The sequence below is a fragment of the Sphingomonas sp. VDB2 genome, assembly GCF_047946695.1.
Classification (GTDB): Bacteria; Pseudomonadota; Alphaproteobacteria; order Sphingomonadales; family Sphingomonadaceae; genus Sphingobium; species Sphingobium bisphenolicum.
The window spans coordinates 490,903-515,117 of the sequence record NZ_CP159615.1; the positions used below are offsets into that span (position 1 = coordinate 490,903).

Consider the following 24,215-nt stretch of genomic DNA (forward strand, 5'->3'; position numbering starts at 1 on the left):
CGCTATTGCGAGTCAGTCGCAAGTCTATTCAGTCGGGCAATTGCTCGTTCAGTCGCAAAATTTCGCCGGCCAGATAGAGCGAACCGCCGATCAGCAGCTTGGGCGCGTCGTCGCCGGAAGCCACGCACTCTGCGGCAATTGCAGCGATGGCCTGGCGCGCGTCATCATGGGCGGTGCAACCGATGCCCCATTTGGCGGCGATGGCCGTGAAGCGATCGGCCGGATGATGGTCGTGGCCCGGCACCGGGAGCGCATGGATATGCGCGATCTTGCCCGCGAAGGGGGCGAGGAAGGCGTCCACTTCCTTGTTCGCCAACATGCCGATGACGAGATGGAGCTTGTGCCCCTCCAGCCGGTCTGTGGTGAAGAAGGCGCCGATCGCCTCGCCCGCGCCGGCATTATGCCCGCCATCGAGCCAGGCGGTGGCGTCCTGCGGCAGGGCGTCCAGCAATGGCCCCCGGTCCAGTCGCTGCAATCGCGCCGGCCAATGCGCCCAGAGCGGGGCGGCCTTGAGCGCGGCCTCGGACAAGGGCACCGCGTCCTGATGGCGTAGCATGGCGAAAGCGAGCGCGGCATTCTGGACCTGATGCGCCCCGGCCAGGCGCGGCAGTGGCGTTTCCAGCCGCCCCTGTTCGTCGCGATAATGCAGCCGGTCGCGATAGACGGCGGCGTCCCAGGCGTCGCCCTGTCCGATCCAGCGCGTGGGCGCCTTCGCGGCCGCGTCCATGATGACGGGGAAGAGCGATTCGGCGTAGCGCTGCGTCACCAGCGCTGCGCCGGCCTTGGCGATGCCGGCCTTTTCCGCGGCGATCTGGGCCAGCGTGTCGCCGAGAAAGGCCTGATGGTCGATGCCGAGCTGGGCGATGCCGCATACCGCCGGGTCGATGATGACATTGGTCGCATCGAGCCGGCCGCCCAGGCCCACTTCGATGATGCAGCCGTCCGCAGGATGTTCGGCGAAAGCCAGGAAGGCGGCGGCCGTCGTTACCTCGAAGAAGCTGGCGTTGACGCCTTCCGCGATATCGAGAACCCGTTCAAGATAACGCGCGAGCAGCGCGTCGGAAATGAGCTGGCCCGACACGCGGATGCGTTCGTTGAAGCGCACCAGATGGGGGGAGGTGAAAACATGGACGGTCTTGCCGTCCGCCTCCATCGCGGCGCGCAGGAAGGCGCAAGTCGATCCCTTGCCGTTGGTGCCCGCGACATGGAAGACCGGGGGCAGGGCGCGGTGCGGATCGCCCAGCCGCTCCAGCAGCCGGGTGATGCGTTCCAGCCCCAATATGTCCGCGCCGGGCGAGAGCGACCAGAGCCGGTCGAGTTGCGCCTGCACTTGTGCATCGTCCGAAACCGCATGGTCAGCCATGGCGCGCCCGTTCCCCTTTAGCGCGAGCGCTGCTTCAATCCGCCGCGCGGGGCGTCAGATAGCCGATCACACGCGCCAGCGTGTCGCGCAGTTCGCCGCGATGAACGACCATGTCGATCATGCCATGGTCCAGCAGATATTCGGCGCGCTGGAAGCCTTCGGGCAGCTTTTCGCGGATCGTGCTTTCGATCACGCGCTGGCCCGCGAAGCCGATCAGCGCATTGGGTTCGGACATCTGGATATCGCCCAGCATGGCGTAGCTGGCCGTCACGCCGCCGGTGGTCGGATCGGTCAGCACGACGATATAGGGCAGGCCCGCGGCATGCAGCTTCTGGATCGCCACGGTCGCGCGCGGCATCTGCATCAGGGAGAGAATACCCTCCTGCATCCGTGCGCCGCCGGCGGCGGTGAAGATGACATAGGGGCATTTATGGGCGATCGCATCGTTGACGCCCTGGATGAAGGCCGCGCCCACGCCCATGCCCATGGACCCGCCCATGAAGGCGAAATTTTGTACGCCCATCACCAGCGGCACATCATCGATCGCGCCTCGCGCGTTGATGAGGGCGTCCTGGTCCCCGGTCGCCGCGCGGGCGGCCTTGATCCGGTCGGGATAGCGCTTGCTATCGCGGAATTTGAGCGGATCTTCCTGCACTTGCGGCGTCGGCAGCAGGATGAAGCCGGCGTCCAATATCTGTTCGAACCGTTCCGACGGACCGATGCGGCCATGATGGTCGCACCGTGGGCAGACCGACAGATTCTCTTCCCATTCCTTGATGAAGATCATCTCGTGGCAAGACGGGCATTTGTGCCACAGCGTTTCGGCGGTGCTTTCCTTCTTGGTGAAAGGCAGGGCGTTACGAACGCGGTTGATCCAGCTCATGCGGCGGTCTCCCGAATATGAAGGGCGTCGCGCAGCGTGGCGACAAAGTCCTGGACGAAGGGCGCGGCGGCATCGCCATGCGACCCGATGATATCGACGATGGCGGAGCCGACGACCACGCCGTCGGCGATCCGGCCGATGGCGGCGGCCTGTTCCGGTCCGCGCACGCCGAACCCGACGGCGATCGGCAGCTTGGTGGCGGCCTTCAGCTTGTTGACGGCGATCTCGATATTGGCCTGTGCCGCCGACTGCTTGCCGGTGATGCCCGCGACCGAGACATGGTAGAGGAAGCCGCTGGCGCCATCGAGCACTGCGGGCAGGCGCGCCGCGTCGGTCGTGGGGGTGGCGAGGCGGATCAAGTGAACGCTGGCCGCGCGCAGGGCGGGGCCGATCTCGGCATCTTCTTCCGGCGGAATATCGACGCAAATGACGCCATCGACGCCGGCCGCCTTGCACTGTTCGGCGAACCAGTCGGCGCCGCGGATCAGCATCGGATTGGCGTAGCCCATCAGCACCAAGGGCGTATCGGGGTGGCGCGCGCGGAAATCGGCGGCGAGGGCGAAGATATGTTTCGTCTTCGTGCCGGACCCCAGGCTGCGCAGGTTTGCCAGTTCGATCGCCGGGCCATCGGCCATCGGGTCGGTGAAGGGCATGCCCAGCTCGATGATGTCAGCCCCCCCTGCGACCAGCGCGTCGAGGATGGCGGGGGTCGCGCCGACGTCGGGATCACCGGCGGTCACGAAGGTGATGAGCGCGGCGCGGCCCTGCGCCTTGCAGGCGGCGAAGCGGGTGGCGAGACGATCCATACTCACATCTCCACTCCCAGCGCATCGGCGACGGTGAAGATATCCTTGTCCCCCCGGCCGGAAAGGTTGACGACGATGATCTTGTCCGCGTCCAGCGTCGGCGCGACCTGCTCGGCGGCCGCAACGGCGTGGGCGGATTCGAGCGCGGGGATGATGCCTTCCAGCTTGCTGAGCGTCTGGAAACTGGTCAGCGCCTCGTCATCCCTGATCGGCATATATTTCACTCGGCCGATCTCATGCAACCAGCTATGCTCAGGCCCGATGCCGGGATAGTCTAGACCAGCGGAAATGCTGTGCGCTTCGGTGATTTGGCCGTCCTCGTCCTGGAGCAGATAGGTGCGGTTGCCGTGCAATATGCCCGACGCGCCCCCGGCCAGCGAGGCGGCATGTTTCTTGTCCAGCCCTTCGCCGGCCGCTTCCACGCCGATCATTGCGACGTCGGGATCGTCCAGGAACGGATGGAACAGTCCGATCGCGTTGGAACCGCCGCCGACCGGCGCGATCAGCAGGTCGGGCAGGCGACCTTCGGCCTCCATGATCTGCGCGCGGGTTTCCTTGCCGATGATCGACTGGAAGTCGCGCACCAGTTCGGGATAGGGGTGCGGACCCGCGGCCGTGCCGATGATGTAGAAGGTGTCGTGGACGTTCGACACCCAGTAGCGCAGGGCGTCGTTCATCGAATCCTTGAGCGTGGACGACCCCGAATGGACCGGGATGACTTCCGCGCCCAGCAGCTTCATGCGGAAGACGTTGGGCTTCTGCCGCTCGACGTCCTTGGCGCCCATGAAGATCTTGCATTCCATGCCGAACAGGGCGGCGACGGTCGCGGTGGCGACGCCATGCTGGCCCGCGCCGGTTTCGGCGATGACCTTCTTCTTGCCCATGCGACGGGCGAGCAGCGCCTGGCCGATGCAATTGTTGATCTTGTGCGCGCCGGTATGGTTCAGCTCTTCGCGCTTCAGGTAGATTTTCGCGCCCCTCTTTTCTCCATTTGGGCCCGGTTGCGCCTTGGCGCGCAGCGCCTCGGTCAGCCGCTCGGCATAATAGAGCGGATTTGGGCGGCCGACATAGGAGCGCAGCAGTTCGGCGAACTCGGCGTCGAAGGCGGGATCGGCCTTGGCGGTCTTATAGACCTTTTCCAGTTCCAGGATCAGCGGCATCAGCGTTTCGGCGACGTAGCGGCCGCCGAACGCACCGAAATGGCCGCTGGCGTCGGGCTGCGATCGCAGGCTGTTGGGCAAGGATAGGGTGTCAGTCATGATGTCGGTCTTTCCGGGACAGATGGGGCGTTCGCTTCGGTTCTGAGAGAAGCGATCAGCGCCATCGTCCTTCGATGCGCATGGCAGGGGCGTTCAGCGTCAACATGGCTGAACCGCTTTGCAGAAGGCCATGATCTTGTCCACACTCTTGATGCCGGGCGCGCTTTCGACGCCGGACGAAATGTCGATCAGCGGCGCGCCGGTGATGCGGATCGCCTCCAGGACATTGTCGATCCCAAGCCCGCCCGAAAGCCCCCATGGCGCCGGGACGGCCAGGCCGCGCAGCAGCGTCCAGTCGAACCGCAGGCCCATGCCGCCGGGCAGGGCCGCGCCGTCGGGCGTCTTGGCGTCGAACAACAGCCGGTCGGCGGCACCGGCATAGGCGCTGGCACCGTCGATATCGGCGCGGGTCTTGACCGCTATCGCTTTCCACACCGGCAGGCCGAACCGCTGGCGGATGGCGGCGACGCGCTGCGGGCTTTCCTTGCCATGCAGTTGCAGCGCGGTGATCGCGCCGGTGCCGACCAATTCGCCCAGCATCTCGTCAGTCGGATCGACGACGACCGCGACCTTTTCGATATGGGCGGGGGCGTGGGCGGCGAGGCCGCGAATCTGCTCGGCCTCCACATGGCGCGGGCTTTTGGCAAAATGGACGAAGCCGACATGGCTCGCCCCGGCGCTGACTGCCGCGCCCACCGTTTCGGGCGTGGACAGGCCGCAAATCTTGATCGCGAGTCGGGACATGGAGCGGGCTTTAGCGGGGATAGGCCGCCAAGTCACATGTCCGGCTGGAGCGATGGCGGCAGCGGCGTAGCGTCCTGGGTCAGGTCCATGTCATGCAGGCCCAGCCACTGGTCGGCTTGGGAGATGCAGGCGTCCCCCAAAAAACGATCGAGGACGGCGACGATCTCGGCATCGCTCATCGTCGCAGGGTCGAGCGGGGGATGCCAGTGGAGGTCGAAATGCGGGCCGCTGGTGCGCAGCAGGTAGAAGGGCAGGAAGCGTGCGCCGACCTTGCGTGCCAGACGCAGCGCGATCGACAGGTTGCCCGACGGCTCGATCGGCCGGCCGAAGGTGGGGAACCAGACCTGCCGATCGCGCCGTTCGTCGGCCAGGATATAGAGCGTCGCCCGGTCCTTCTGGGTCAAATGCTTGAGCACGCCCCGCGCCGCGCCGCCGCCGCCGATCGCCTCGCCCATGTAGCTGGAGCGCGCCTTCTTGAGCTGGGCGGCGATTTTGGGATCTTCGGGGTCTTCATAGACGCCCAGGCCCGGACGGTCGGTCGACCATTTGATATAGGCGGCGAGCAGATCCCAATTGCCGAGATGACAGGTGAAGGCCACCATCGGGCCGGGACCGTCCAGCACCGCCTTATAGCCCGGCTGATCGACCACGGTCACATGGGCGTCGTTCACCAGCCGGTCGATATTGGCGAGTTCGGCCATGGTGCGGCCGATGTTCGTCCAGCGTCGCGTCAATATCGCCTCGCGGTCCGCTTCGGGCAGGTCGGGACGCAGCAGGGCCAGGTTGGCGCGCGCGCGCGCATCGCGCAGTTTCATGGTGCGCCGCGCGACATGGGCCGACAGCCAGCCGCCGAGCCAGGACGCGACCGGCGCGGGCAGGGTGCGCATCAGGAAGAAGAGAAAGGGGTTGGAGAGCATCGACCAAGCGTCATACAGCAGCGGACATGACGGTAAAGAGGGCGTAGGCGCTTGTGATGATGCTGTGGGTCTGGTTCGGATTGCAGGCGCTGACCGTGCTGGGCGTCGCCAATTATTGGCGGAACCTGCCGAAGGATCGGCAGGAGGAAGCGCCTGCGGATGTCGTGCTTATCCTGAGTGTCCGCGACGACTGGGATGGCGGGCCGGACCTGATCGCCCGGCTGAAGGCGCAGAACGCGCCGTTTCGCTTGCTGCTGGCGACATCGGGTAACTGCGCTGCTGCCAATGCGCTGGCGGCGCGGGAAGGCGATTGGGCGCAGGTGGTTGCGGCCGGGGTGGCGCAGGATGAGGGCCAGAAGGTCCATAAGCTGCGCGCGGCGCTGCGGGCGTTGCGGCCGGACGATCGCTATCTGGTCTTCATCGACGCCGACATAGAGCCGCCGGCGCGGCTGGTCGGGCGGCTGCTCTTCCCGCTGGTGCGGGGCAAGGCGGATATCGCGACGGGCTATCGGATGCTGTTGCCGGAGGGCAGCGGCCTGGCAGCGCTGGTCGGCGCGGTGGAGATGCAGTTGGCGACGCTGCCCCGTTTCGCCAGCGCGACCATGCCCTGGGGCGGGGCGATGGCGATGACGCGGGCGGTCGCGGATCGGCTCGACCTCGGCCGGGCGCTGGCGGGGCGGCTGTCGGACGATATGACGATCGGGCTGGCCGGATGGCGCGCCAAGCTGCGGCTGCGGCCGGTGCGCGATCTGTTGGTGGCCAGTCCGCTGGATGGGAAGGCTGCCGATCTGCTGGGCTTTGGCGTGCGCCAATATCGGCATGTCGTCACCAACAGCGCTGGCATGTGGGCGCTCGCGACCGGCGTTGTTGCGATCCAGTCGACGGCGTGGGGCTGGGCTTTGATTTGGGGCGGCTGGCCGGCAGTGGCGATCGGCTATGGCGCGGCCTGGGGCCGGGCGCTGGCGCGGCGGCGTATCATCACGTCGGTGCTGGAACAGGGGCAGGTAGCGAAAGCGCAGCGATCGCTGGTATGGGATATCATCGCTCCGTTTGCTGTCATATGGGCGCATCTAGCTGTGCAGGGGATGGCGGTGACGTCCAGCCATATCCGGTGGGGGGGCTGGGACTATCGGGTCCGGCGTGGCCAGGTGGTGAAGATGGAGCGTTGCGGCTAACTTCGCACATTTCCCGTCGATATTGAAATATCGCTACAACAATTGGAAATTTCCTGTCGCAGACCAGTGGGATGCGCAGGGGTTTTACGATATTTGCCGGCAGTAGGACAGCCGAGCGAAAACAATCCGGCCAGAATGTTTCGTTGCTTAAAATCCCGCCGGAAACTGATGCCGCCCGTCGTCGCCGATGCGCAGCACGACCTTGCCCGCGACCGTGCTGATCGGCAGATCACCATAAAGATGCGGGAAGAGCGCACCACCGCGCGACTCCTCCCATTTGATCGCATCACCGAAGGGGGCGAGGTCGATCATGAGCATGACCAGCCGATCCTGCCCGTCAAAATGCCTGGCCACTGTTTCGGCCGCCTGATCGCGGGTCGACATATGGATATATCCGTCCGTCAGATCGATCGGCGCGCCTTTGAACACACCGTCGGCCTTGAACCGGTCATATTGCTCCGCCGTCAGCACCTTGTAGGCGAACAGGTCGCTCATGCCTCCGGGGTCGTCTCGGCCGATTCGGCGTCTTCGCTTTCCTCGATCTTGGCGGCGCTCACGACATGTTCGTCCTTGGCCACATCGAACAGCCGCACGCCCGCCGAATTGCGTCCAATGACGCGCAGGCTGTCGAGGCCCATGCGGATCAGCTTCGCCTGATCGGTGACGAGCATCAACTGGTTGGCCTGCGTGGCGGCGAAGCTGGCGACAACCGGGCCGTTGCGGCCGATATTGTCGATGTTTGTGATGCCCTGACCGCCGCGGCCGGTGCGGCGGTAATCATAGGCGGACGACAATTTTCCATAGCCATTGGAGCAGACGGTCAGGATGAACTGCTCCCGCTCCTTCATCAGGGCGAACATCGCCTGATCGCCCATTTCGCCATCCTTTTCCGGCTTCCAGGGCGCGAAACGGAGATATTCCTCGCGCTGTTCCTGATTGGCGCCGGAGCGATGGAGAATGGAGAGCGAGATCACCTCGTCGTCATTCTTCAGCGTCATGCCGCGCACGCCGGTCGAGGTGCGGCTCTGGAATTCGCGCACGTCGGTCGCGGCGAATTGGATCGCCTTGCCCTGGCGCGTGGCGAGCAGCACGTCGTCCTCTTCGGTCAGCAGCGCGACGCCGATCAGCCGATCGTCGCTGCCTTCGTCGAAGCGCATGGCCAGCTTGCCGTTGCTTGGCACATTGGCGAAGGCGTCCATGCTGTTGCGGCGTACCGTCCCGTTCGCCGTCGCGAACATGACGTGCAGATCCTTCCAGCTATCCTCATCCTCGGGCAGCGGCAGCACGGTGCGGATGGTTTCGCCGGGGCCGAGCGGCAGCAGGTTGACCATCGGCCGACCGCGCGTCGCCGGGCCGCCTTCGGGCAGGCGCCACACCTTCATGCGATAGACCTTGCCGGCGGTCGAGAAGAACAGGACCGGCGTATGGGTCGACGTCACGAACAATTCGGTGACGGCATCCTCATCCTTGGTCGCCATGCCCGACCGGCCCTTGCCGCCGCGCGCCTGGGCGCGGAAGCTTTCGAGCGGGGTGCGCTTGATATAGCCCTGCACCGTGACGGTGACGACCATCTCCTCGCGCTCGATCAGGTCTTCGTCCTCGATGCCGTCGGCGGCGGCGGTGATTTCGGACAGGCGCGGGGTCGCGAATTCCTTTTCGACCGCTTCCAGCTCTTCGCGCATGACAGCATAGAGCTTCACCCGGTCGCCCAATATGGCGAGATATTCGGCGATGGCTTCGGCCAGTTCGGCCAGTTCCTTGCCGATTTCGTCGCGGCCCAGAGCGGTAAGGCGATGCAGGCGCAGGTCCAGGATCGCGCGGACCTGAATGTCGCTCAACTTGTAGACGTCGCCATGGACATCGGTTTCGATCGCTTCGACCAGGCGCAGATAGGGCGCGATCTCGCCGATCGGCCATTCGCGCGCCAGCAGCCTTTCGCGGGCTTCGGCCGGGCTGGACGATCCGCGGATGATCTTCACCATCTCATCGAGATTGCTGACCGCGACGACCAGACCCAGCAAGATATGCGCCCGGTCGCGCGCCTTGTTCAGCTCGAACTTGGTGCGGCGGGTAATGACCTCTTCACGGAACTTGACGAAGGCTTCGATGATCTCGCGCAGGCCCAGCAATTCGGGGCGGCCGCCACGGATGGCCAGCATATTGGCGGGGAAGCTCGATTGTGCGGGCGTGTTGCGCCACAGCTGGTTCAGCACGACTTCGGGCGTTGCGTCGCGCTTCAGGTCCATGACGATCCGCACGCCTTCACGGCTGGATTCGTCGCGAATGTCGCTGATGCCCTCGATCCGCTTGTCCTTGGCGGCTTCGGCGATCTTTTCGACCAGGCCGTTCTTGCCGACCTGATAGGGGATGGCGGTCAGCACGATCGACTGGCGATCGCCGCGCCCTTCCTCGACCACATGGCGCGAGCGCATCATGATGGAGCCGCGGCCGGTATGATAGGCGCTGCGCGCGCCCGACTGGCCCAGGATCAGCGGCGCGGTGGGGAAATCGGGACCGGGGACGATGGCGATCAGTTCGTCGGTCGTGATGCCGGGATTGTCGATATATGCGAGGCAGGCGCGCAGCACTTCGCCCAGATTATGCGGCGGGATGTTGGTCGCCATGCCGACCGCGATGCCACCCGCGCCATTGACCAGCAGGTTGGGGAAGCGCGCGGGCAGAACCTGCGGCTCGCTTTCCGATGCATCATAGTTGGGCGTGAAGTCGACCGTGTCCTTGTCGAGATCGTCCAGCAGCGCGGTCGCGACCTTGGCCAGGCGCGCTTCGGTGTAGCGCATGGCCGCTGGCGGATCGGGGTCCATCGAGCCGAAATTGCCCTGACCGTCGATGAGCGGAACCCGCATCGACCAGTCCTGAGTCATGCGCGCCAAAGCGTCGTAGATCGAGCTGTCGCCGTGTGGGTGATATTTACCCATTACCTCACCGACGAGGCGCGCGGACTTGCGATAGGGACGGTTGTAGACGAAGCCCGATTCCTGGGCGGAGAAGAGAATGCGGCGATGCACCGGCTTCAACCCGTCGCGCACATCGGGGAGGGCGCGGGCCACGATGACGGACATGGCATAGTCGAGATAGCTTGCCTTCATCTCGTCTACGATGGAGATGGGGCTGATGTCCGAAGGGTCGGCGAGGACAGTCTCGTCGGTCAATGCGATTCTCTTTTTTCAGGATGGATTCTGTTACTCAACCCCTAGCCGAGCGAAACAAATCTGTCACCCCTCGCGCGCGCACGCGCGCCCGCATGTGCAACCAAGACGGTATGGGGAGGGGATATGTTCGCAAGTGGAACGAAGCGGCTGTATAACGGTTGCAAAATCCGACGATATCGGCTTGTTCAATGGCCGTTCACGCGCCGCCCCCTAATCGGCGCTCAACCGCGAAAGGTCGCCTGTTGTCCCCCAATCAGGCGCGCAAAGGAGATGAGGATCATGCGTTTTGTTACCCCGGTGGCGCTCGTGCTGGCTTTGGCAATGACCGGCGGCGCGATCAGCGCGCCTGCCTTCGCCGCGAAGAAGGAAGAAAAGAAGGCCGGCCCGAAGCTCAATGTTTCGCCCGACGTCATCAAGGCGCTGCAAACCGCGCAGAAGGCCGCCGAAGGGCAGGATTTCGCCGGAGCCAAGGCTGCGCTGGCCGAAGCCGACAGCAAGGCCACATCCAATGACGACAAATATCAGATTGGCGCGATCAAGCTGAACACATCGATCGCCGCCAAGGATACGGCATTGCAGAGCGAGGCGCTGAACCAGATGCTCGACAGCGGCCTGACTCCGCCCGAACAGGCTGGGCAGTTCAACGCGATCGCTGCCGACCAGGCGATGCAGGCGAAGAATTACGACGTCGCGATCCAGCGCGGCCAGGCGGCGCTTGCCGCCGGTTACAAGGCGGAATCGGTGCAGCCCACCATCGCCCAGGCCTATTTCGGCAAGGCCGGCACCGGCAATGGTTCGGTCGAGCCGGCGCGTGGCTTCAACCAGCAGGGCCTGACCGCGCTCAAGGCCGCGGCCGACGCGATGAAGGCGTCGGGGCAGCAGGTTCCGGCCCAATGGTATCAGATCGGCGTCAGCCGCGCGGAGGCGGCCAAGCTGCCCGACGTGACGGAATGGGCGAAGATGGCCTATCAGGCCGAACCCAGCGGCCAGAATCTGCGGACGCTGGTGCGCCTGTTCCAGCGCGCCAACCCCAATATTTCGAACCGCGAAAATCTTGACGTTCTGCGTCTCCTGTCGATTTCCGGCGGCCTGGTCATCGCGGCGGACTATACCGAATATGCCGAAATGGCGTCGAAGACCGGCATCTATGGCGAGGTCAAGTCGGCGATCGACGCCGGCCGGTCCAAGGGCGTGCTGAGCGCGACCCAGGGCGCCGACGTCTATCAGACCGCCGTGCCAAAGATCGCGGGCGACAAGAGCACGCTGGGCGCTGCTGAGGCCGACGCGCAAAAGGCCGCCAACGGCAAGATCGCCGCCGCCACCGGCGACGCCTATCTCGGCTATGGCGACTATGCCAAGGCTGCGGCGATGTTCGAACTGGCCAAGCAGAAGGGCGGCGTGGAAGCGGACGAGATCAACTCGCGCCTCGGCATCGCCAAGGCACTGGGCGGCGACAATGCCGGCGCCAAGGTCGCTTTCGAAGCGGTGCAGGCCGGTTCGCGCAAGCAGATCGCTGGTTTGTGGCTTGCCTATCTGGGCACCAAGGGCGCCTGATTAGCCGGTGTGGGCGCGCGGTTGTCGCGCGCCCACAGGTTTTAATGACTTTATTCTGGGGGAGCCGGGGCGGCCCATGCGCATCGATATCAAGATTTCCCGCCTGCCGATGGCGGCGCTGGCGGCGACCGTGGCGATTGTGGCAACCCCGGTGGCGGCAAAGAAGCAGCCGGTCGTGGCTGGTCCGCCGATCGTCATGTCCGACGGTTTCCGTGCCGCAGCCCAGGCTGCCGAAGCCGCCTTGAAGGCACGCGATGGGACGACGGCTGGCGCGCGCATTGCATCGCTCAGCCCCACCAATGATTTTGAATCCTATGTTGCGGCCGGGATGCGCTTTCAGCTTGCGGCGCAACGCCGCGACGTGCAGGCCGAACGCATCGCCCTGACCGACATGTTCAAGACCACGGCTTTGCCGCGCAGCGAGGCGCCGCGGTTGCGCTATGTCGCAGGCTATCTGTCCTACATGGTCGGCAACTATGCGGATGCCACCGCCCAGCTCGACTATGCCAAGACGCTGGGCTATGACGGCATCGACGCGACCATGTTGCGTGCCGACATCGCTCTGCGCCGTAACAAGCCCAAGGAAGCACGCCCCTTCGTGCAGGAGGTGATTGCCCGGCAGAAGGCGTCGGGACAGCCTGTGCCGCTGGCCTGGACCGATCGCGCCATCGCCATGGCCTATCAGGCTGGCGACTGGACCGAAGTCGGGCAGCTTTACCGCGACCGGCTCAACCAGCAGGATGGCAAGGAAGAATGGCGCTCCGCTCTGGTCAACTACCAGTCGGCCGCCGAACTGGAACCGCAATTGCAGCTCGACCTCTATCGCCTGCAGGCGGCCAATGGCGCGATGGCGAGCGAGCGGGACTATCAGGCCTATGCGCAGGCGGCCGAGAAATCAGGCTATTATTCCGAAGCCAAGGCGATCATCGAATCCGGCCGCAAGGCGGGCAAGCTCACGCCGACCCAGAGCGTGACCAGCCAGTTGCTCAAGAGCGTCACGCCCAAGGCGACCAAGGAAATCGCCGCCTTGCCCGCCATGGCCAAGAAGGCGACGACGGCAAGCAATGGCAAGGACGCGCTGGCCGTCGCGGACAGTTATTTCTCGCTGGGACAGTTTCCGCAGGCCGTCGAACAATATCGGCTGGCGCTGACCAAGGGCGGGATCGATGCCGGGCGCGCCAATGCGCGGCTGGGCGTGGCGCTGGCGCGGTCCGGCGACCTGCCCAATGCCCAGGCGACGCTGGCGCAGGTCAGTGGCCCATGGACTGCGATCGCCGGCTTCTGGACTGCCTGGGCGCAGCATCAGGATCGCAAGGCCGGCTGACGCACGCCGGCCTGTTCCGCTGCCCGGTTCAGACGGGCAGGGGGACGCCGGGCTGGTTCTTGGACGTGCGGATGGTCAGCGATGTCTTGACGCTGACCACATTGGGCGCAGGCGTCAGCTTCGACGTCAGGAATTGCTGGAAGCTTTGCAGGTCGCGCGCCACCACTTTCAGGATGAAGTCGATTTCGCCGTTCAGCATGTGGCATTCGCGCACTTCGGGCAGCGATGCGACATGATCCTGGAACGCCTTGAGATCGGCTTCGGCCTGGCTCTTCAGGCTGACCATGGCGAAAACGGTAATGGTATAGCCCAGCATAGCCGGATCGACGACGGCATGGTAGGATTTGATCGCCCCCGCTTCCTCCAGCGCACGTACGCGGCGCAGGCACGGCGGCGCGGTCAGGCCGACTTTGCGGGCCAATTCCACATTGGTCATCCTGCCGTCCTGTTGCAGTTCGCCCAGGATCTGCATGTCGATGTCGTCGATATTGGGGCCGGCCATTATTTCGCTTATTTCCTGTCCTGTTTATGCAAGCCATCATAATAATGTTTCAGGGCAATGCAATTGTCCCACTATGCGACGATCGCTTTCGTTCGCGGCATCGGGGCCTTTTCCTTTCCGCGTTGAGCGCCTATCGATGATCGGGGCCGTATCGGCGCGCTGCGGGGCGCAGGCTTTCAACCCGCATGATTTGGGGATTTTGGTGCGTTTCAACGATCTCATGCAGACAGTGCTGGCGGCGCAAGACCGTAGCGGTCTGGGCGCGGTGACGTTGTGGCGCCAATGTGTCGATCTCCTGGCCCAGCACGATCGGCCGGACCGGATCGCCATGGCGGCGCAGGATCGAGGGGCGCTGCTCGAACGGCTGTCCACTCTCCAGTCACAATTGACCGAAACGCAGCGAATCGCGACCGTGGTGGAACTGGGCGGCCGTCTGCGTTCGCCCAGCCTGGTCGCCTTCTTCGCCAATGACCGGCCCTCGATCGCCGCCGCCGCCGCTGCGCGCGCCCAACTGCCGGAGGCGGCATGGGTCGAACTGCTGCCGCACCTGACGCCCACGGCGCGCGGCGTGCTGCGTGGCCGGCGTGACATAGGTACGAAGACCCGGCAGGCGCTGGAAGCCTTTGGCGCGCATGATCTGGTGCTGTCTACCGCACGGCCGGACATGGTCGGCGACAGCGACATGATCCTGACGCAGGAGATGCGGGCGGAACCCGATCCGTCGCCGATCGAGCCGAAGGCTTCCGCGACGGTGACGCCGCTGCGTCCGCAGCCGGGCGACGAAAGCCAGATCCGCAATCTGGTCGACCGGATCGCGCGGTTCACCAGCACGCGCAAGCCGCCGGAGGCCGCCAATGCCGACGCCTTCCCCGTCAGGGAGGCCGCGCCCCGCGAGTTCGCGTTCGAAACCGATGCGGAAGGCGTGATCCTGTGGATCGACCAGGGGCCGCGCGCGGCGCTGATCGGCCTGATGCTTGGCGATGTCGCGCTGGAGGGGGGCAGCGGACCCGACGCCTATGTCGCCGGCGCCTTCACGCGTCGCAGCGGATTCCAGAACGGACGCTATACGATCGTCGGCGGGGCGATGGCGGGCGAGTGGCGGCTGTCCGCCACGCCGTTTTTCGATCCGCGCTCCGGGCGTTTCCAGGGCTATCGCGGACAGGCGCGTCGCCCCTTCCTGCATGAAGTCGCCAGCGAACCGAAGCCCGCGGCCATGGCCATCGCCGGGCTTTCGGCGGACTCGCTGCGGCAACTGGTCCACGAATTGCGCACGCCGCTGAACGCCATATTGGGGTTTGCCGAGATCATCGAACAGGAACTGTTCGGCGCTGCCGGCGTCCAGTATCGCGACATGGCGGGCAAGATCGCGGTCGACGCGCGCCACCTGCTCGCCGCGTTCGACGATCTGGATCTGGCGGCGAGGGTCTCGCGTGGCGATGGTGCGACCATGCCCCAGCTGATCGACCCCGCGCTGCTGGTGACGCAGGTCGCAACGCGCTTTGCGGATCAGGGCGCCGTCGGCATCGACATCGCCGTCGCGCCTGGATTGCCGCAGGTGCGGATCGATCCGGTGCAGGGCGAGCGGATGGTGCAGCATCTGCTGCGTACCGCTATTTCGGTTGCGCCGGCGGGCGAGGCCGTCACCGGCGCCTGCTGGTTTCAGCCGGATGGCGCGGCTGGACGGGTGGTGTTCGCAGTCGACCGCCCATCCACCCTGATCGGCATGGACGAAGCGCAACTGCTCGACCCGGGCTACGACGCCAGTGGCGACTGGGTCGATGGACCGTTGCTGGGGTTGGGCTTTTCGTTGCGGCTGATCCGCGGGCTGGCCGGCACATGCGGTGGCGGGCTGGCGATCGAGCCGGCACGGCTGCTGCTGACGATCCCCGCCGTCGCGCTTGCCAGCGATCTGGCAGACCACGCCTGACGGGCCAAGCCCGGAGGGACAGGGAAACCCTATCGCAACCATTGGCCGATAGGGATGTGGCATGATGGCTCAACTTCATGATGGCAATCTGCTCCGGCCGCCACTGGCGCAGGACCTGATCGCGCTCGACCCCGCCTTCGGCACACGCTTCATCCTGTTCGTCGACACCGAGGAGGAGTTTGACTGGGAGGCGCCGTTCAGCCGCGCCAGCAATCGCGTCACGGCGCTGGCTGGCATGGCGCGTGGTCAGGCCTATTTTGCTGCCGCCGGGGTCAAGCCCATCTATGTCACCGATTATCCGGTGATCGACAGCGATGCAGCCGCCGCGATGATGGGGCAATGGGTGAATGATGGCGCGGCCGATATCGGCGCGCATCTCCATCCCTGGGTGAACCCGCCGCATGTCGAGGATGTGAACGCGGCCAACAGCTATGTCGGTTTTCTTCCCGAAGCGGTCGAGCGCGCCAAGCTGGAGGCGCTGTGCCAGCGTATCGAGGAGCGGTTCGGTCGACGCCCCATCGCCTATCGCGCCGGGCGCTACGGCGTCGGCCCCAACAGCGCGCGCCTGCTGGAGGAGGCGGGTTTCCGGCTCGACAGTTCGGTGCGCAGTCGGTTCGACTATAGCCATCAACATGGTCCGGACTTTCACGGCCTGCCGCAAATTCCCTATTGGGCGGGGCCGGGCCGGTCGCTGATCGAACTGCCGTTGTCCACCGCCTTTGCCGGATTGTTGCGCGGGGGCGGCGAGCGTCTGTACCGCGCCGCGCAGGCCATGGGGCCGCTCGCAGGGGCCTTGTCGCGCGCCAGGATGCTGAGCCGCATTCCGCTGACGCCCGAAGGCGTTCCTTTGCATGAGGCGATTGCGGCGATCGACGCGCTGATCGAAGAGGGCGTTCGCGTGCTGAATTTCAGCTTCCATTCGCCGACGCTGGAGCCGGGGCATACGCCTTATGTGCGCGATGAAAGCGATCGGACGGTGTTTTACGGCTGGTGGGACGGCGTACTGGCGCATCTGGCCCGCCGCGGCGTTGCCGCCGCCAGCCTGGATGAACTCATTGCCGCCGTTCCCGTGCGCGGACAGGCTTGCCAAGCGGCGTGATGCTGCCTAATCGGCAGCGGAGGTGGGGCCTGTAGCTCAATGGTTAGAGCTGGCCGCTCATAACGGCTAGGTTGCGGGTTCGAGTCCTGCCGGGCCCACCAAATTTCATAATCACGATTTTAATTTTAGCTCATTACGCACCCGGCTGCGTCCCATTACCTCACGACATATCGTTCTGGTCCACTCACTCTGGGGCGGCGGCGAGGGACCGGCATTGGCAATGGCCGCATAATGGCTATGACCGCCACTCAAGGGCAGAATGCAGCGTCGCGCGGCGGGGACTGAAAGCCTTCCGATTCTGGCGACAGATGACCTGCCGGGCGCTATCGCCGCGCCGACATTGGTGGCCGCGGGCGACCGCAACGGCATCCGCACGCAGGCCGACGCACCGGCCCTGCTGCGCCGGATCGTGAACATCGCCGATCGCGGTCGTCGGGTGGCGCTGGAGCAACCCGCGCAGTGACGCGGCCCTACAAGAGCGTCATCAATCCCGTCGCGGGATCGATGAAGCCTTCATGGATCATCTTGCCGGCTACATAGAGGATGACGAGAAGACCGACATAGGCGATGGCGCGATAGCGTTCGATGACGCGGGCCAGGAAGTTGGCGGCGATGCCCATCAGTGCGACCGACAGGACCAGTCCGATCACCAGAATGCCGGGATGCTCGCGGGCGGCGCCGGCGACGGCCAGCACATTGTCCAGGCTCATGGAGACGTCGGCGATGGCGACAGCCCAGGCGGCCTGCGCGAAGCCTTTGGGCGCGGCCTTGCTGGCGACGTCATCGCCTTCTTCTGCCGCGCCGCCCGAGCGTAGTTCGCGCCACATCTTCCACGCGACCCAGACGAGCAGCAGGCCACCCGCGAAGACGAGGCCGACCAGTTGCATCAACTGGGTGACCAGCAGGGCGAAGGCGATGCGCAGCATCAGTGCAGCGATGACGCCAATCGCGATCACTTTGCGCCGCGATGCGGGCGGAAGGCCGGCTGCCAGCGCGCCGACGACGATGGCGTTGTCGGCCGCGAGCATGATGTCGATCAGCACCACCTGACCGAAGGCGGCGAGCGCGGACGGCGATGCGATATTGGAAAAGTCGGCGACGATATGCTGCCAGATGTCGTTCATGCTGTCTCTTGCCTGTCCAGACGGGCCATTGTCCTGCGCCAGATGAGCACCGGCTTTGTCGGTGCAGTTAGGGACGCAAGCTGTCACCAACCTTTCAACGGCTATGATGGCGGAAGATCGGGAGCTGGATTTTGGCATTGCGCCGGGGCTGGCGGGAGAGGGGGACAGTGGCAAGCGCCGCCGCGCTTCGGATGTCGGCCGGAGGCGGAAAGGCGACTTGCCGCCGTCGCGGACATGATTGGAATGTTATGCCCTGGCCTTCATTCCAAGCCAGCGCTCGCCGTTGCTGATGGGGTGAGCTGGTTAGACGGCGACGCTATGCGCTTATTCGAGCCGAAAAAAGGCCGTTCGGTCAACGATAAGTGGAATGAAGTTCGTGCGATATACGGGATGTTTTATTGTGCATCCTGGACGTAAGATAGGCAGGTTCATATCGCGCGGTGCTATCGGAACGTCCCGATCAGCATGTGGAATGGCCGTGGCAGCGATTTCTGAAAATCAAAGAATATCAAAGCGACAAATCGCTTGATTGGTGACCCCTACGGGAATCGAACCCGTGTTTCAGCCGTGAGAGGGCCGCGTCCTAACCGCTAGACGAAGGGGCCATGGACCGCGTTAGGCGGTCGGCAGGGGGTGGCCTTTAGGCATGGCTGCCGGCTGCGTCAAGCGAAACTGGCGCGTCTGCGCCGGGGCCTGTAAAAACCATTTCATGCAGAACATGGGCCGGTCTCCCACATAAAAAACCACCCCATGCGATGCATGGGGTGGCCAAGGTTCAGGGAGGAGACGCCTCCAAAGGGGGAGGCGCCCATACGACACACCCGAAAGGGGGGCAGGTGCATCGCATGATTGATAGATAGGGCAGGTCGTATCGCCTTACAAGGGGGATGCGATGCCCTTTCCATCAATTTTTCAAACCCTTTCGGGTTAATTTCTCGTTCAGGCGCCGGCCACTTCCGATGCTGGTTCGGCCGCCGCGGCGGGAAGGGCTATCGGACCCTTGCCCTGGCCGACCTGCGCTTCGAAGATGTCGCGCATCAACTGCAGCGAGAAAAGATGCGCGTGGATCAAAGGCAGCATACCGTTCTGGTTGATCTTGCGCAGTTGGTCGCCGCGCAGGTCGCGCAGCTTTTCCTCGTTGATCATGCGGAAGCCGCGATAGACGAAGGGCTGTTCGGCGACCGGGGTCTGGATCGCGACTTCACCGTCCATCAGCAGGTCCATGTCCTGCAGGTCGCGGACGAACTGGCCGGTGCGCGCCGCGGCCTGCTCGAAATCCTCGCAGAACTTCATCACCCCCTGCGTCAGTTCGCTGGGCTTGCCGTCTTCGAACAGCGGCTGGCCGTCGTCGAACGCGCCGATCGCCGGGCTGGTGGGGTCGAAGCAGAGCGACAGATCCTCGCTGTCGGGGCGCAGCTTGGCCAGCATCCAGGGATAGCGGCGGACATAGGCCGGGACATAGGCCGGGCCGCGCAGCTTGCCTTCGTCATCGACGAAGGTGTTGACGCCTTCGTTGAGGCCCATCAGCAGCAGCGGCACGGGATCGCCACCGGCCGAAAAGATGATCGGGGCGAAGCGCTGGGCCGGGACGAATTCGTCGATCGTCAGCGGAATGGCGTGCTGCGTCGTCAGGAACGGCGCCGATTCGACCTGACGGGTGCGATAATCGACATGGTCCACGCTGCTCAGCGGAAGGAGATCATTGTAGAAGATCGGCAGGTTGTTGGCGGGCGCGCTGGCCATGGTCCGGGTCCATTCTGTCAATTTGCGGCCGCCTTTACCTGCGCACCGCGGGCTGAATATTGGGGCAGGGCGATAATGGCCTTGTCGGTCGGAGGCAATCGGTTTGTCGGCGGGCGGTCTTCAGCCTGAAGTCCTCAACCTTCGTCGGGCAGCGGAATGAGCTTGCCCGGATTGAAAAGCCCGCGGGGATCGAACGCCGCCTTGATCGCGCGCAACGCGCCGATCCGCGCCGGGCTGGCGAGGCGCCCCAGTTCAGCGCGCTTCATCTGGCCGATGCCATGTTCGGCGGAGATGGAGCCGCCCGCGGCGACCACCGCATCATGGACGAAGGCGTTGATCGCCTGGCCCTGCGCGGCAATCCAGGCCGGCCCGTCGCTGGTCCCCTTGGGCGCGCGCACATGGAAATGGACGTTGCCGTCGCCCAGATGACCGAAGGAAGAGGCCGTGGTGCCGGGGAAGCGCGCTTCGGCCGCCGCCGCCGCGTCGATCATGAAGGCGGGCATCTTCGCCACCGGCACGCTGATGTCATATTGCAGCGCCGGACCCTGCGCCTTTTCCGATTCCGACAGCGACTCGCGGATGCGCCAGAAGGCGTCGGCCTGTGCTTCGTTGGTGGCGAGCGCCGCGTCGATCGCAATGCCCCGCTCGAACGCCTCGGCCAGCGCAGCCTCAAGCCGCTCGGACGGTCCCGGTTCGGACAGGTCGGCATGGTCGACCTCGATCAGCACATGCCAGGGCGTGCGCGTCTCGATCGGCGATCGGGTGCCGGGGATATGCCCCAGCACGAAGCCCAGCGTCTCGTCGGCGATCACCTCGAACCCCTCCACGCTGTCGCCCAGCATGGTTTCGGCCAGCCGCAGCAGCGCCAGCGCGTCCGCGGGCGTCTGCACCCCGACCCAGCCCACCGCCCGCGCGGCAATGGCGGGCGCCAGCCGCAGCGCTGCGGCGGTGACGACGCCCAGCGTCCCCTCCGCGCCGATCAGCAACTGTTTGATGTCGTAGCCGCGATTGTCCTTCTTGAGCGCGTCGAGTCCGTCGAATATGCTGCCGTCGGGCAGCACCGCCTCGATCCCTTCGACCAGCGCGCGCATCGTCCCATGGCGCAAGACCTGCGTGCCGCCGGCATTGGTGGACACCAGCCCGCCGATTGTGGCCGACCCCTTCGCGCCCAAACTCAGCGGAAAACGCCTGCCCTGTTCCTCGGCCGCGTCGTGCAACACGCTCAAGATTACGCCCGCCTCGCATACCGCCAGATTGTCGTCCGGCGCCAGGATGCGAATGTGGTTCATCCGCCGCAGCGACAGGATCAGCGCCGACCCGTCCGCCGGTGGCGTCGCACCGCCCACCATCGACGTATTGCCGCCCTGCGGCACCAGCGCGACGTCCAGTTCCGCCGCCAGCGCCACGGTCGCGGCGACCTCCTGCGTCGATGCGGGCGATAGAATGGCGGCCGCCATGCCATGATAGCGCCCGCGCCAGTCGTTCACCCAGGGGGCGATGTCGTCGGGATCGGTGACGACCCCCTTGGGGCCGAGCAGGGCGATGAAGCGGTCGATGCTATCTTGTCCAATCATGGGACGGGCTTATGCCCCGGAATTCATCGACGGTTCAACCATCGCTCGATAGCATCCGCATCCCATAAAGGGGTCCGTCTTGGTTCATTCCATTTTGCTGCTGCTTTCCGCATCGACCGGCGATCCGGTCCAATGGGCGCAATTGTCTATCCAGCAGCGCGTCATCATTCGCGTGCCGATGGTGCGCAAGGGGCGCGCGCCCGCCCGGATCGCGCCCGATGGGCGCGATGCCTGGCAGGAAAAGAAGGGGCCGCGCTGTGTCGCCTTGCGTTCGATACGGGGCGCCAACATCGTTGTGGACAATGGCGTGGACCTGATTCTCGCCGACAATCATCGCTATCGGGCGCGGCTGGAAAAGGGCTGCGACTCAATCGGCTTCTATTCCGGCTTCTATGTCGAACCGGACGAGGATGGATCGCTGTGTTCGGGCCGCGACGAATTGCAGGCGCGCAGCGGCCTGAGCTGCGCAATCGACAGTTTTCGTCGCCTGATCCCGGTCGAAGAGGAAGATTGATCGGTCGCCACAGCCCGGCAACCGCGCGATTTTCTTGACAAGAGGCCGATATTTCCGCAATGCGCGGCCGATTTCCGTCTCGCATCCGCGCAGGACGGATAAGCCTCCTGTTCCCGGACCATTGAATGACTTTTGCCGATCTCGGCCTTTCCGACGAATTGCTCAGGGCCGTAACCGAATCCGGTTACGACACGCCTACCCCCATTCAGGCGCAGGCGATTCCCTCCGTCCTGATGATGCGCGACATTATCGGCATCGCCCAGACGGGGACGGGAAAGACCGCCAGCTTCGTGCTGCCGATGATCGACATCCTCGCCCATGGTCGCAGCCGCGCGCGGATGCCGCGTTCGCTGATCCTGGAGCCGACGCGCGAACTTGCCGCGCAGGTCGCGGAAAATTTCGAGAAATACGGCAAATATCACAAGCTTTCGATGGCGCTGCTGATCGGCGGCGTGTCGATGGGGGACCAGTTGGCTGCGCTCGAAAAGGGCGTCGACGTGCTGATCGCGACGCCGGGCCGCCTGATGGACCTGTTCGGTCGCGGCAAGATCATGCTCAACGGCTGTTCGCTGCTGGTGATCGATGAGGCCGACCGGATGCTCGACATGGGCTTCATCCCGGATATCGAGGAAATCTGCACCAAGCTGCCCGCGCAGCGCCAGACTTTGCTCTTTTCCGCAACCATGCCGCCGGTCATCAAGAAGCTGGCCGACAAATTCCTGTCCAATCCCAAGTCGATCGAAGTGGCGCGCCCAGCCACCGCATCGACCAACATCACCCAGCGGCTGGTGAAGGTCGATTCGCGCAAGAAGCGCGATGCGCTGCGCGACATGCTGGAAGCCGAGGACGTGACCAGCGCGGTCATCTTCTGCAATCGCAAGACGACCGTGCGCGACCTGAACAAGAGCCTGCAGCGCGCGGGCTTCAAGTCGGGCGAGATTCATGGCGATATCGACCAGGGTTCGCGCATCGCTGAACTGGAGCGGTTCCGCGACGGCACCGTGAACATCCTCGTCGCGTCGGATGTCGCCGCGCGCGGACTGGACATCAAGGGCGTCAGTCACGTCTTCAACTATGACGCCCCCTGGCACCCGGACGATTATGTGCATCGCATCGGCCGCACCGGCCGTGCGGGCGCGACCGGCACCGCCTATACCTTCGTCACGGCGGAGGATGCCGAGGCGATCGACAATATCCAGAAGCTGATCGGCACGAAGATCGAATATATCAACGCGCCGACCGTCGAAGAGCGCCCCGAACCTGCGCGCGAAGAGAAGCGCAGCGAAGGCCGCGGCGCCCGTTCGGAGCGCAAACCGCGCGAAGACAGGCAGCGCGAAGATAGGCCAAACGAAAAAAGGCCCCTGCAGGATCGCGCCGGCGAAGAGCGCCCCCGCGACGAAGCGCCGCGGGAGGAAAGGCCTCGTGATGATCGTTCGCGCGGTGCGCGGCCCGATCGCACCGCATCCGCCCCGCCGCCGCGCCGCCGCAACGAACAGGCCGATGACGGCCCGGACGACGGCTGGAACGGCCCGGTCCCGGAATTCCTCAATTTTGGCTTCGACGGCTGAGGTCGTCTGGAATGGGACGGACATCAAAGTCTGTCCTATTCTCCCGCGTCATGGCATGATGTGCCTGTCATTCTCTGGGCGCATGGCTTTCCGATAGGATCGCGATCGCGCAACGAAATGACAAGATGAGCGGGAAATGTGCGAAGTTAAGCAGCGGAAATCCTATTTCCGCTGCCGCCTGCTTGGTCGCGCCGCGTGGCTATTACGCGCTCTATAACAAGCCTTGCGCCCGTAGACTGGCGTGACCGCTCGCCGCCATGATGATATGGTCGTGCACGCTGATGCCCAGCCGCTTGCCCGCCTCCACGATCTGCCGCGTGATGTCGATATCCTGCCGACTGGGCGACGGATCGCCCGACGGGTGGTTATGCACCAGGATCAGCGCTGCCGATCCCAGTTCCATCGCCCGCTTGATGACCTCGCGCACATAAATGGCCGCCTGGTCGATCGATCCGTCGCCCATATGATCGTCGCGGATCAGCATGTTGCGGCTGTTGAGGTGCAATACCCGTACCCGCTCGACACGCAGATGCGCCATGTCGGCGCGCAGATAGTCGAGCAGCGCCTGCCAGCTTGCCAGCACCGGCCGCGCCGCCACGTCGTTGCGCAGCATTCGCAGCGCGCTCGCCTGCACGATCTTGATTGCGGCGACGCTGGTGTCGCCCATGCCGGGCACGCGGGCGATCGCCTGCCAATCGGCGCTCATGAGCCCGCCGATGCCGCCAAATTCGCGCAACAGCGCCTTGGCCAACGGTTTGGTGTCGCGCCGGGGAATCGCCAGCGCGAGGAGATATTCGATCAGTTCATGGTCGTGTAGCGCCTCGCCGCCGCTCTCCGCCAGCTTCTGCCGCAACCGGGCGCGATGGCCGGCGCCGTCATGCGGGGCTTTTTCGTCCTGTTCCGACAAACATTCGTCCCCTTCACCGGCTTTGCGACGCTATGCGTTGCGGAATCGTGGAGCAAGGATAT

General features: G+C 64.8%; 21 protein-coding genes and 2 tRNA genes. 9 read left to right on the top strand and 14 right to left on the bottom strand.

Annotated features, from left to right (window positions below):
- Positions 1-28: 28 nt before the first annotated feature.
- The 6 genes from ABT375_RS02535 to ABT375_RS02560 form a co-directional block, all read right to left on the bottom strand.
- The gene (locus ABT375_RS02535) at positions 29-1,363 is read right to left on the bottom strand and encodes a bifunctional folylpolyglutamate synthase/dihydrofolate synthase (protein ID WP_416464032.1); all 1,335 of its coding nucleotides are present in this window, start codon (positions 1,361-1,363) and stop codon (positions 29-31) included.
- A gap of 34 nt (positions 1,364-1,397) precedes the next feature.
- On the bottom strand, positions 1,398-2,246 hold the full coding sequence (accD, locus tag ABT375_RS02540; protein ID WP_224550120.1) for an acetyl-CoA carboxylase, carboxyltransferase subunit beta: 849 nt from the start codon (positions 2,244-2,246) through the stop codon (positions 1,398-1,400).
- The gene (gene trpA / locus ABT375_RS02545) at positions 2,243-3,052 is read right to left on the bottom strand and encodes a tryptophan synthase subunit alpha (protein ID WP_416464829.1); all 810 of its coding nucleotides are present in this window, start codon (positions 3,050-3,052) and stop codon (positions 2,243-2,245) included. The genes accD and trpA overlap by 4 nt, the downstream gene beginning before the upstream one ends.
- 2 nt (positions 3,053-3,054) lie before the next feature.
- Positions 3,055-4,311, bottom strand: a complete 1,257-nt coding sequence (trpB, locus tag ABT375_RS02550) for a tryptophan synthase subunit beta (RefSeq protein WP_224550122.1) — start codon at positions 4,309-4,311, stop codon at positions 3,055-3,057.
- A gap of 99 nt (positions 4,312-4,410) precedes the next feature.
- On the bottom strand, positions 4,411-5,055 hold the full coding sequence (locus ABT375_RS02555) for a phosphoribosylanthranilate isomerase (protein ID WP_224550123.1): 645 nt from the start codon (positions 5,053-5,055) through the stop codon (positions 4,411-4,413).
- A 32-nt stretch (positions 5,056-5,087) separates the two neighbouring features.
- On the bottom strand, positions 5,088-5,972 hold the full coding sequence (locus ABT375_RS02560) for a lysophospholipid acyltransferase family protein (RefSeq protein ID WP_416464033.1): 885 nt from the start codon (positions 5,970-5,972) through the stop codon (positions 5,088-5,090).
- A 59-nt stretch (positions 5,973-6,031) separates the two neighbouring features.
- On the opposite strand from ABT375_RS02560, the gene ABT375_RS02565 reads away from it, so the two are divergent.
- On the top strand, positions 6,032-7,147 hold the full coding sequence (locus ABT375_RS02565) for a glycosyltransferase (RefSeq protein ID WP_416464830.1): 1,116 nt from the start codon (positions 6,032-6,034) through the stop codon (positions 7,145-7,147).
- 147 nt (positions 7,148-7,294) lie between these two features.
- Here ABT375_RS02565 and ABT375_RS02570 read toward each other — a convergent pair whose 3' ends face one another.
- Both ABT375_RS02570 and gyrA read right to left on the bottom strand, forming a co-directional pair.
- Positions 7,295-7,642: a DUF952 domain-containing protein gene (locus ABT375_RS02570; protein WP_416464034.1), complete on the bottom strand. Its 348-nt coding sequence runs from the start codon at positions 7,640-7,642 to the stop codon at positions 7,295-7,297.
- Positions 7,639-10,317 carry a DNA gyrase subunit A gene (gyrA, locus tag ABT375_RS02575; RefSeq protein WP_416464035.1) on the bottom strand — a complete coding sequence of 893 codons (2,679 nt, stop codon included), beginning with the start codon at positions 10,315-10,317 and terminating at the stop codon, positions 7,639-7,641. The genes ABT375_RS02570 and gyrA overlap by 4 nt, the downstream gene beginning before the upstream one ends.
- Positions 10,318-10,596: 279 nt before the next feature.
- Here gyrA and ABT375_RS02580 point away from each other — a divergent pair, with 279 nt between their 5' ends.
- Positions 10,597-11,871: a hypothetical protein gene (locus ABT375_RS02580; RefSeq protein ID WP_261934960.1), complete on the top strand. Its 1,275-nt coding sequence runs from the start codon at positions 10,597-10,599 to the stop codon at positions 11,869-11,871.
- A 76-nt stretch (positions 11,872-11,947) separates the two neighbouring features.
- Positions 11,948-13,195 (top strand): hypothetical protein, encoded by a 1,248-nt coding sequence (locus tag ABT375_RS02585; protein WP_416464036.1) that lies wholly within the window; start codon positions 11,948-11,950, stop codon positions 13,193-13,195.
- 28 nt (positions 13,196-13,223) lie between these two features.
- Here ABT375_RS02585 and ABT375_RS02590 read toward each other — a convergent pair whose 3' ends face one another.
- Complete coding sequence (locus tag ABT375_RS02590) at positions 13,224-13,697, bottom strand: Lrp/AsnC family transcriptional regulator (protein WP_066602894.1); 474 nt, start codon at positions 13,695-13,697, stop codon at positions 13,224-13,226.
- A 202-nt stretch (positions 13,698-13,899) separates the two neighbouring features.
- On the opposite strand from ABT375_RS02590, the gene ABT375_RS02595 reads away from it, so the two are divergent.
- The 4 genes from ABT375_RS02595 to ABT375_RS02610 all read left to right on the top strand — a co-directional run bounded on the left by ABT375_RS02595 (position 13,900) and on the right by ABT375_RS02610 (position 17,186).
- A complete protein-coding gene (locus tag ABT375_RS02595) occupies positions 13,900-15,624 on the top strand; it encodes a sensor histidine kinase (protein WP_416464037.1) in 1,725 nt (574 codons plus the stop codon).
- A gap of 61 nt (positions 15,625-15,685) precedes the next feature.
- Complete coding sequence (locus tag ABT375_RS02600; protein ID WP_416464038.1) at positions 15,686-16,723, top strand: polysaccharide deacetylase family protein; 1,038 nt, start codon at positions 15,686-15,688, stop codon at positions 16,721-16,723.
- Positions 16,724-16,748: 25 nt separating this feature from the next.
- Positions 16,749-16,824, top strand: a tRNA-Ile gene (locus tag ABT375_RS02605).
- 158 nt (positions 16,825-16,982) lie between these two features.
- Complete coding sequence (locus tag ABT375_RS02610; RefSeq protein ID WP_416464039.1) at positions 16,983-17,186, top strand: hypothetical protein; 204 nt, start codon at positions 16,983-16,985, stop codon at positions 17,184-17,186.
- Between the two features lie 7 nt (positions 17,187-17,193).
- Here the strand turns inward: ABT375_RS02610 and ABT375_RS02615 are convergent, their stop codons facing one another.
- The 4 genes from ABT375_RS02615 to ABT375_RS02630 form a co-directional block, all read right to left on the bottom strand.
- Positions 17,194-17,847, bottom strand: a complete 654-nt coding sequence (locus ABT375_RS02615) for a YjbE family putative metal transport protein (protein WP_416464040.1) — start codon at positions 17,845-17,847, stop codon at positions 17,194-17,196.
- Between the two features lie 530 nt (positions 17,848-18,377).
- Positions 18,378-18,452: transfer RNA gene (locus ABT375_RS02620), tRNA-Glu, on the bottom strand.
- A 334-nt stretch (positions 18,453-18,786) separates the two neighbouring features.
- A complete protein-coding gene (locus ABT375_RS02625; protein ID WP_261934826.1) occupies positions 18,787-19,590 on the bottom strand; it encodes a SapC family protein in 804 nt (267 codons plus the stop codon).
- Positions 19,591-19,724: 134 nt separating this feature from the next.
- Complete coding sequence (locus ABT375_RS02630) at positions 19,725-21,164, bottom strand: FAD-binding oxidoreductase (RefSeq protein ID WP_416464041.1); 1,440 nt, start codon at positions 21,162-21,164, stop codon at positions 19,725-19,727.
- A gap of 79 nt (positions 21,165-21,243) precedes the next feature.
- Here ABT375_RS02630 and ABT375_RS02635 point away from each other — a divergent pair, with 79 nt between their 5' ends.
- The gene (locus tag ABT375_RS02635; protein ID WP_224549770.1) at positions 21,244-21,678 is read left to right on the top strand and encodes a hypothetical protein; all 435 of its coding nucleotides are present in this window, start codon (positions 21,244-21,246) and stop codon (positions 21,676-21,678) included.
- A 125-nt stretch (positions 21,679-21,803) separates the two neighbouring features.
- Positions 21,804-23,246, top strand: a complete 1,443-nt coding sequence (locus ABT375_RS02640) for a DEAD/DEAH box helicase (RefSeq protein ID WP_224549772.1) — start codon at positions 21,804-21,806, stop codon at positions 23,244-23,246.
- 211 nt (positions 23,247-23,457) lie between these two features.
- On the opposite strand, the gene radC is transcribed toward ABT375_RS02640, so the two are convergent.
- Positions 23,458-24,153, bottom strand: coding sequence for a RadC family protein (gene radC / locus ABT375_RS02645; protein WP_416464042.1), 696 nt, complete (start codon positions 24,151-24,153; stop codon positions 23,458-23,460).
- Positions 24,154-24,215: the final 62 nt, after the last annotated feature.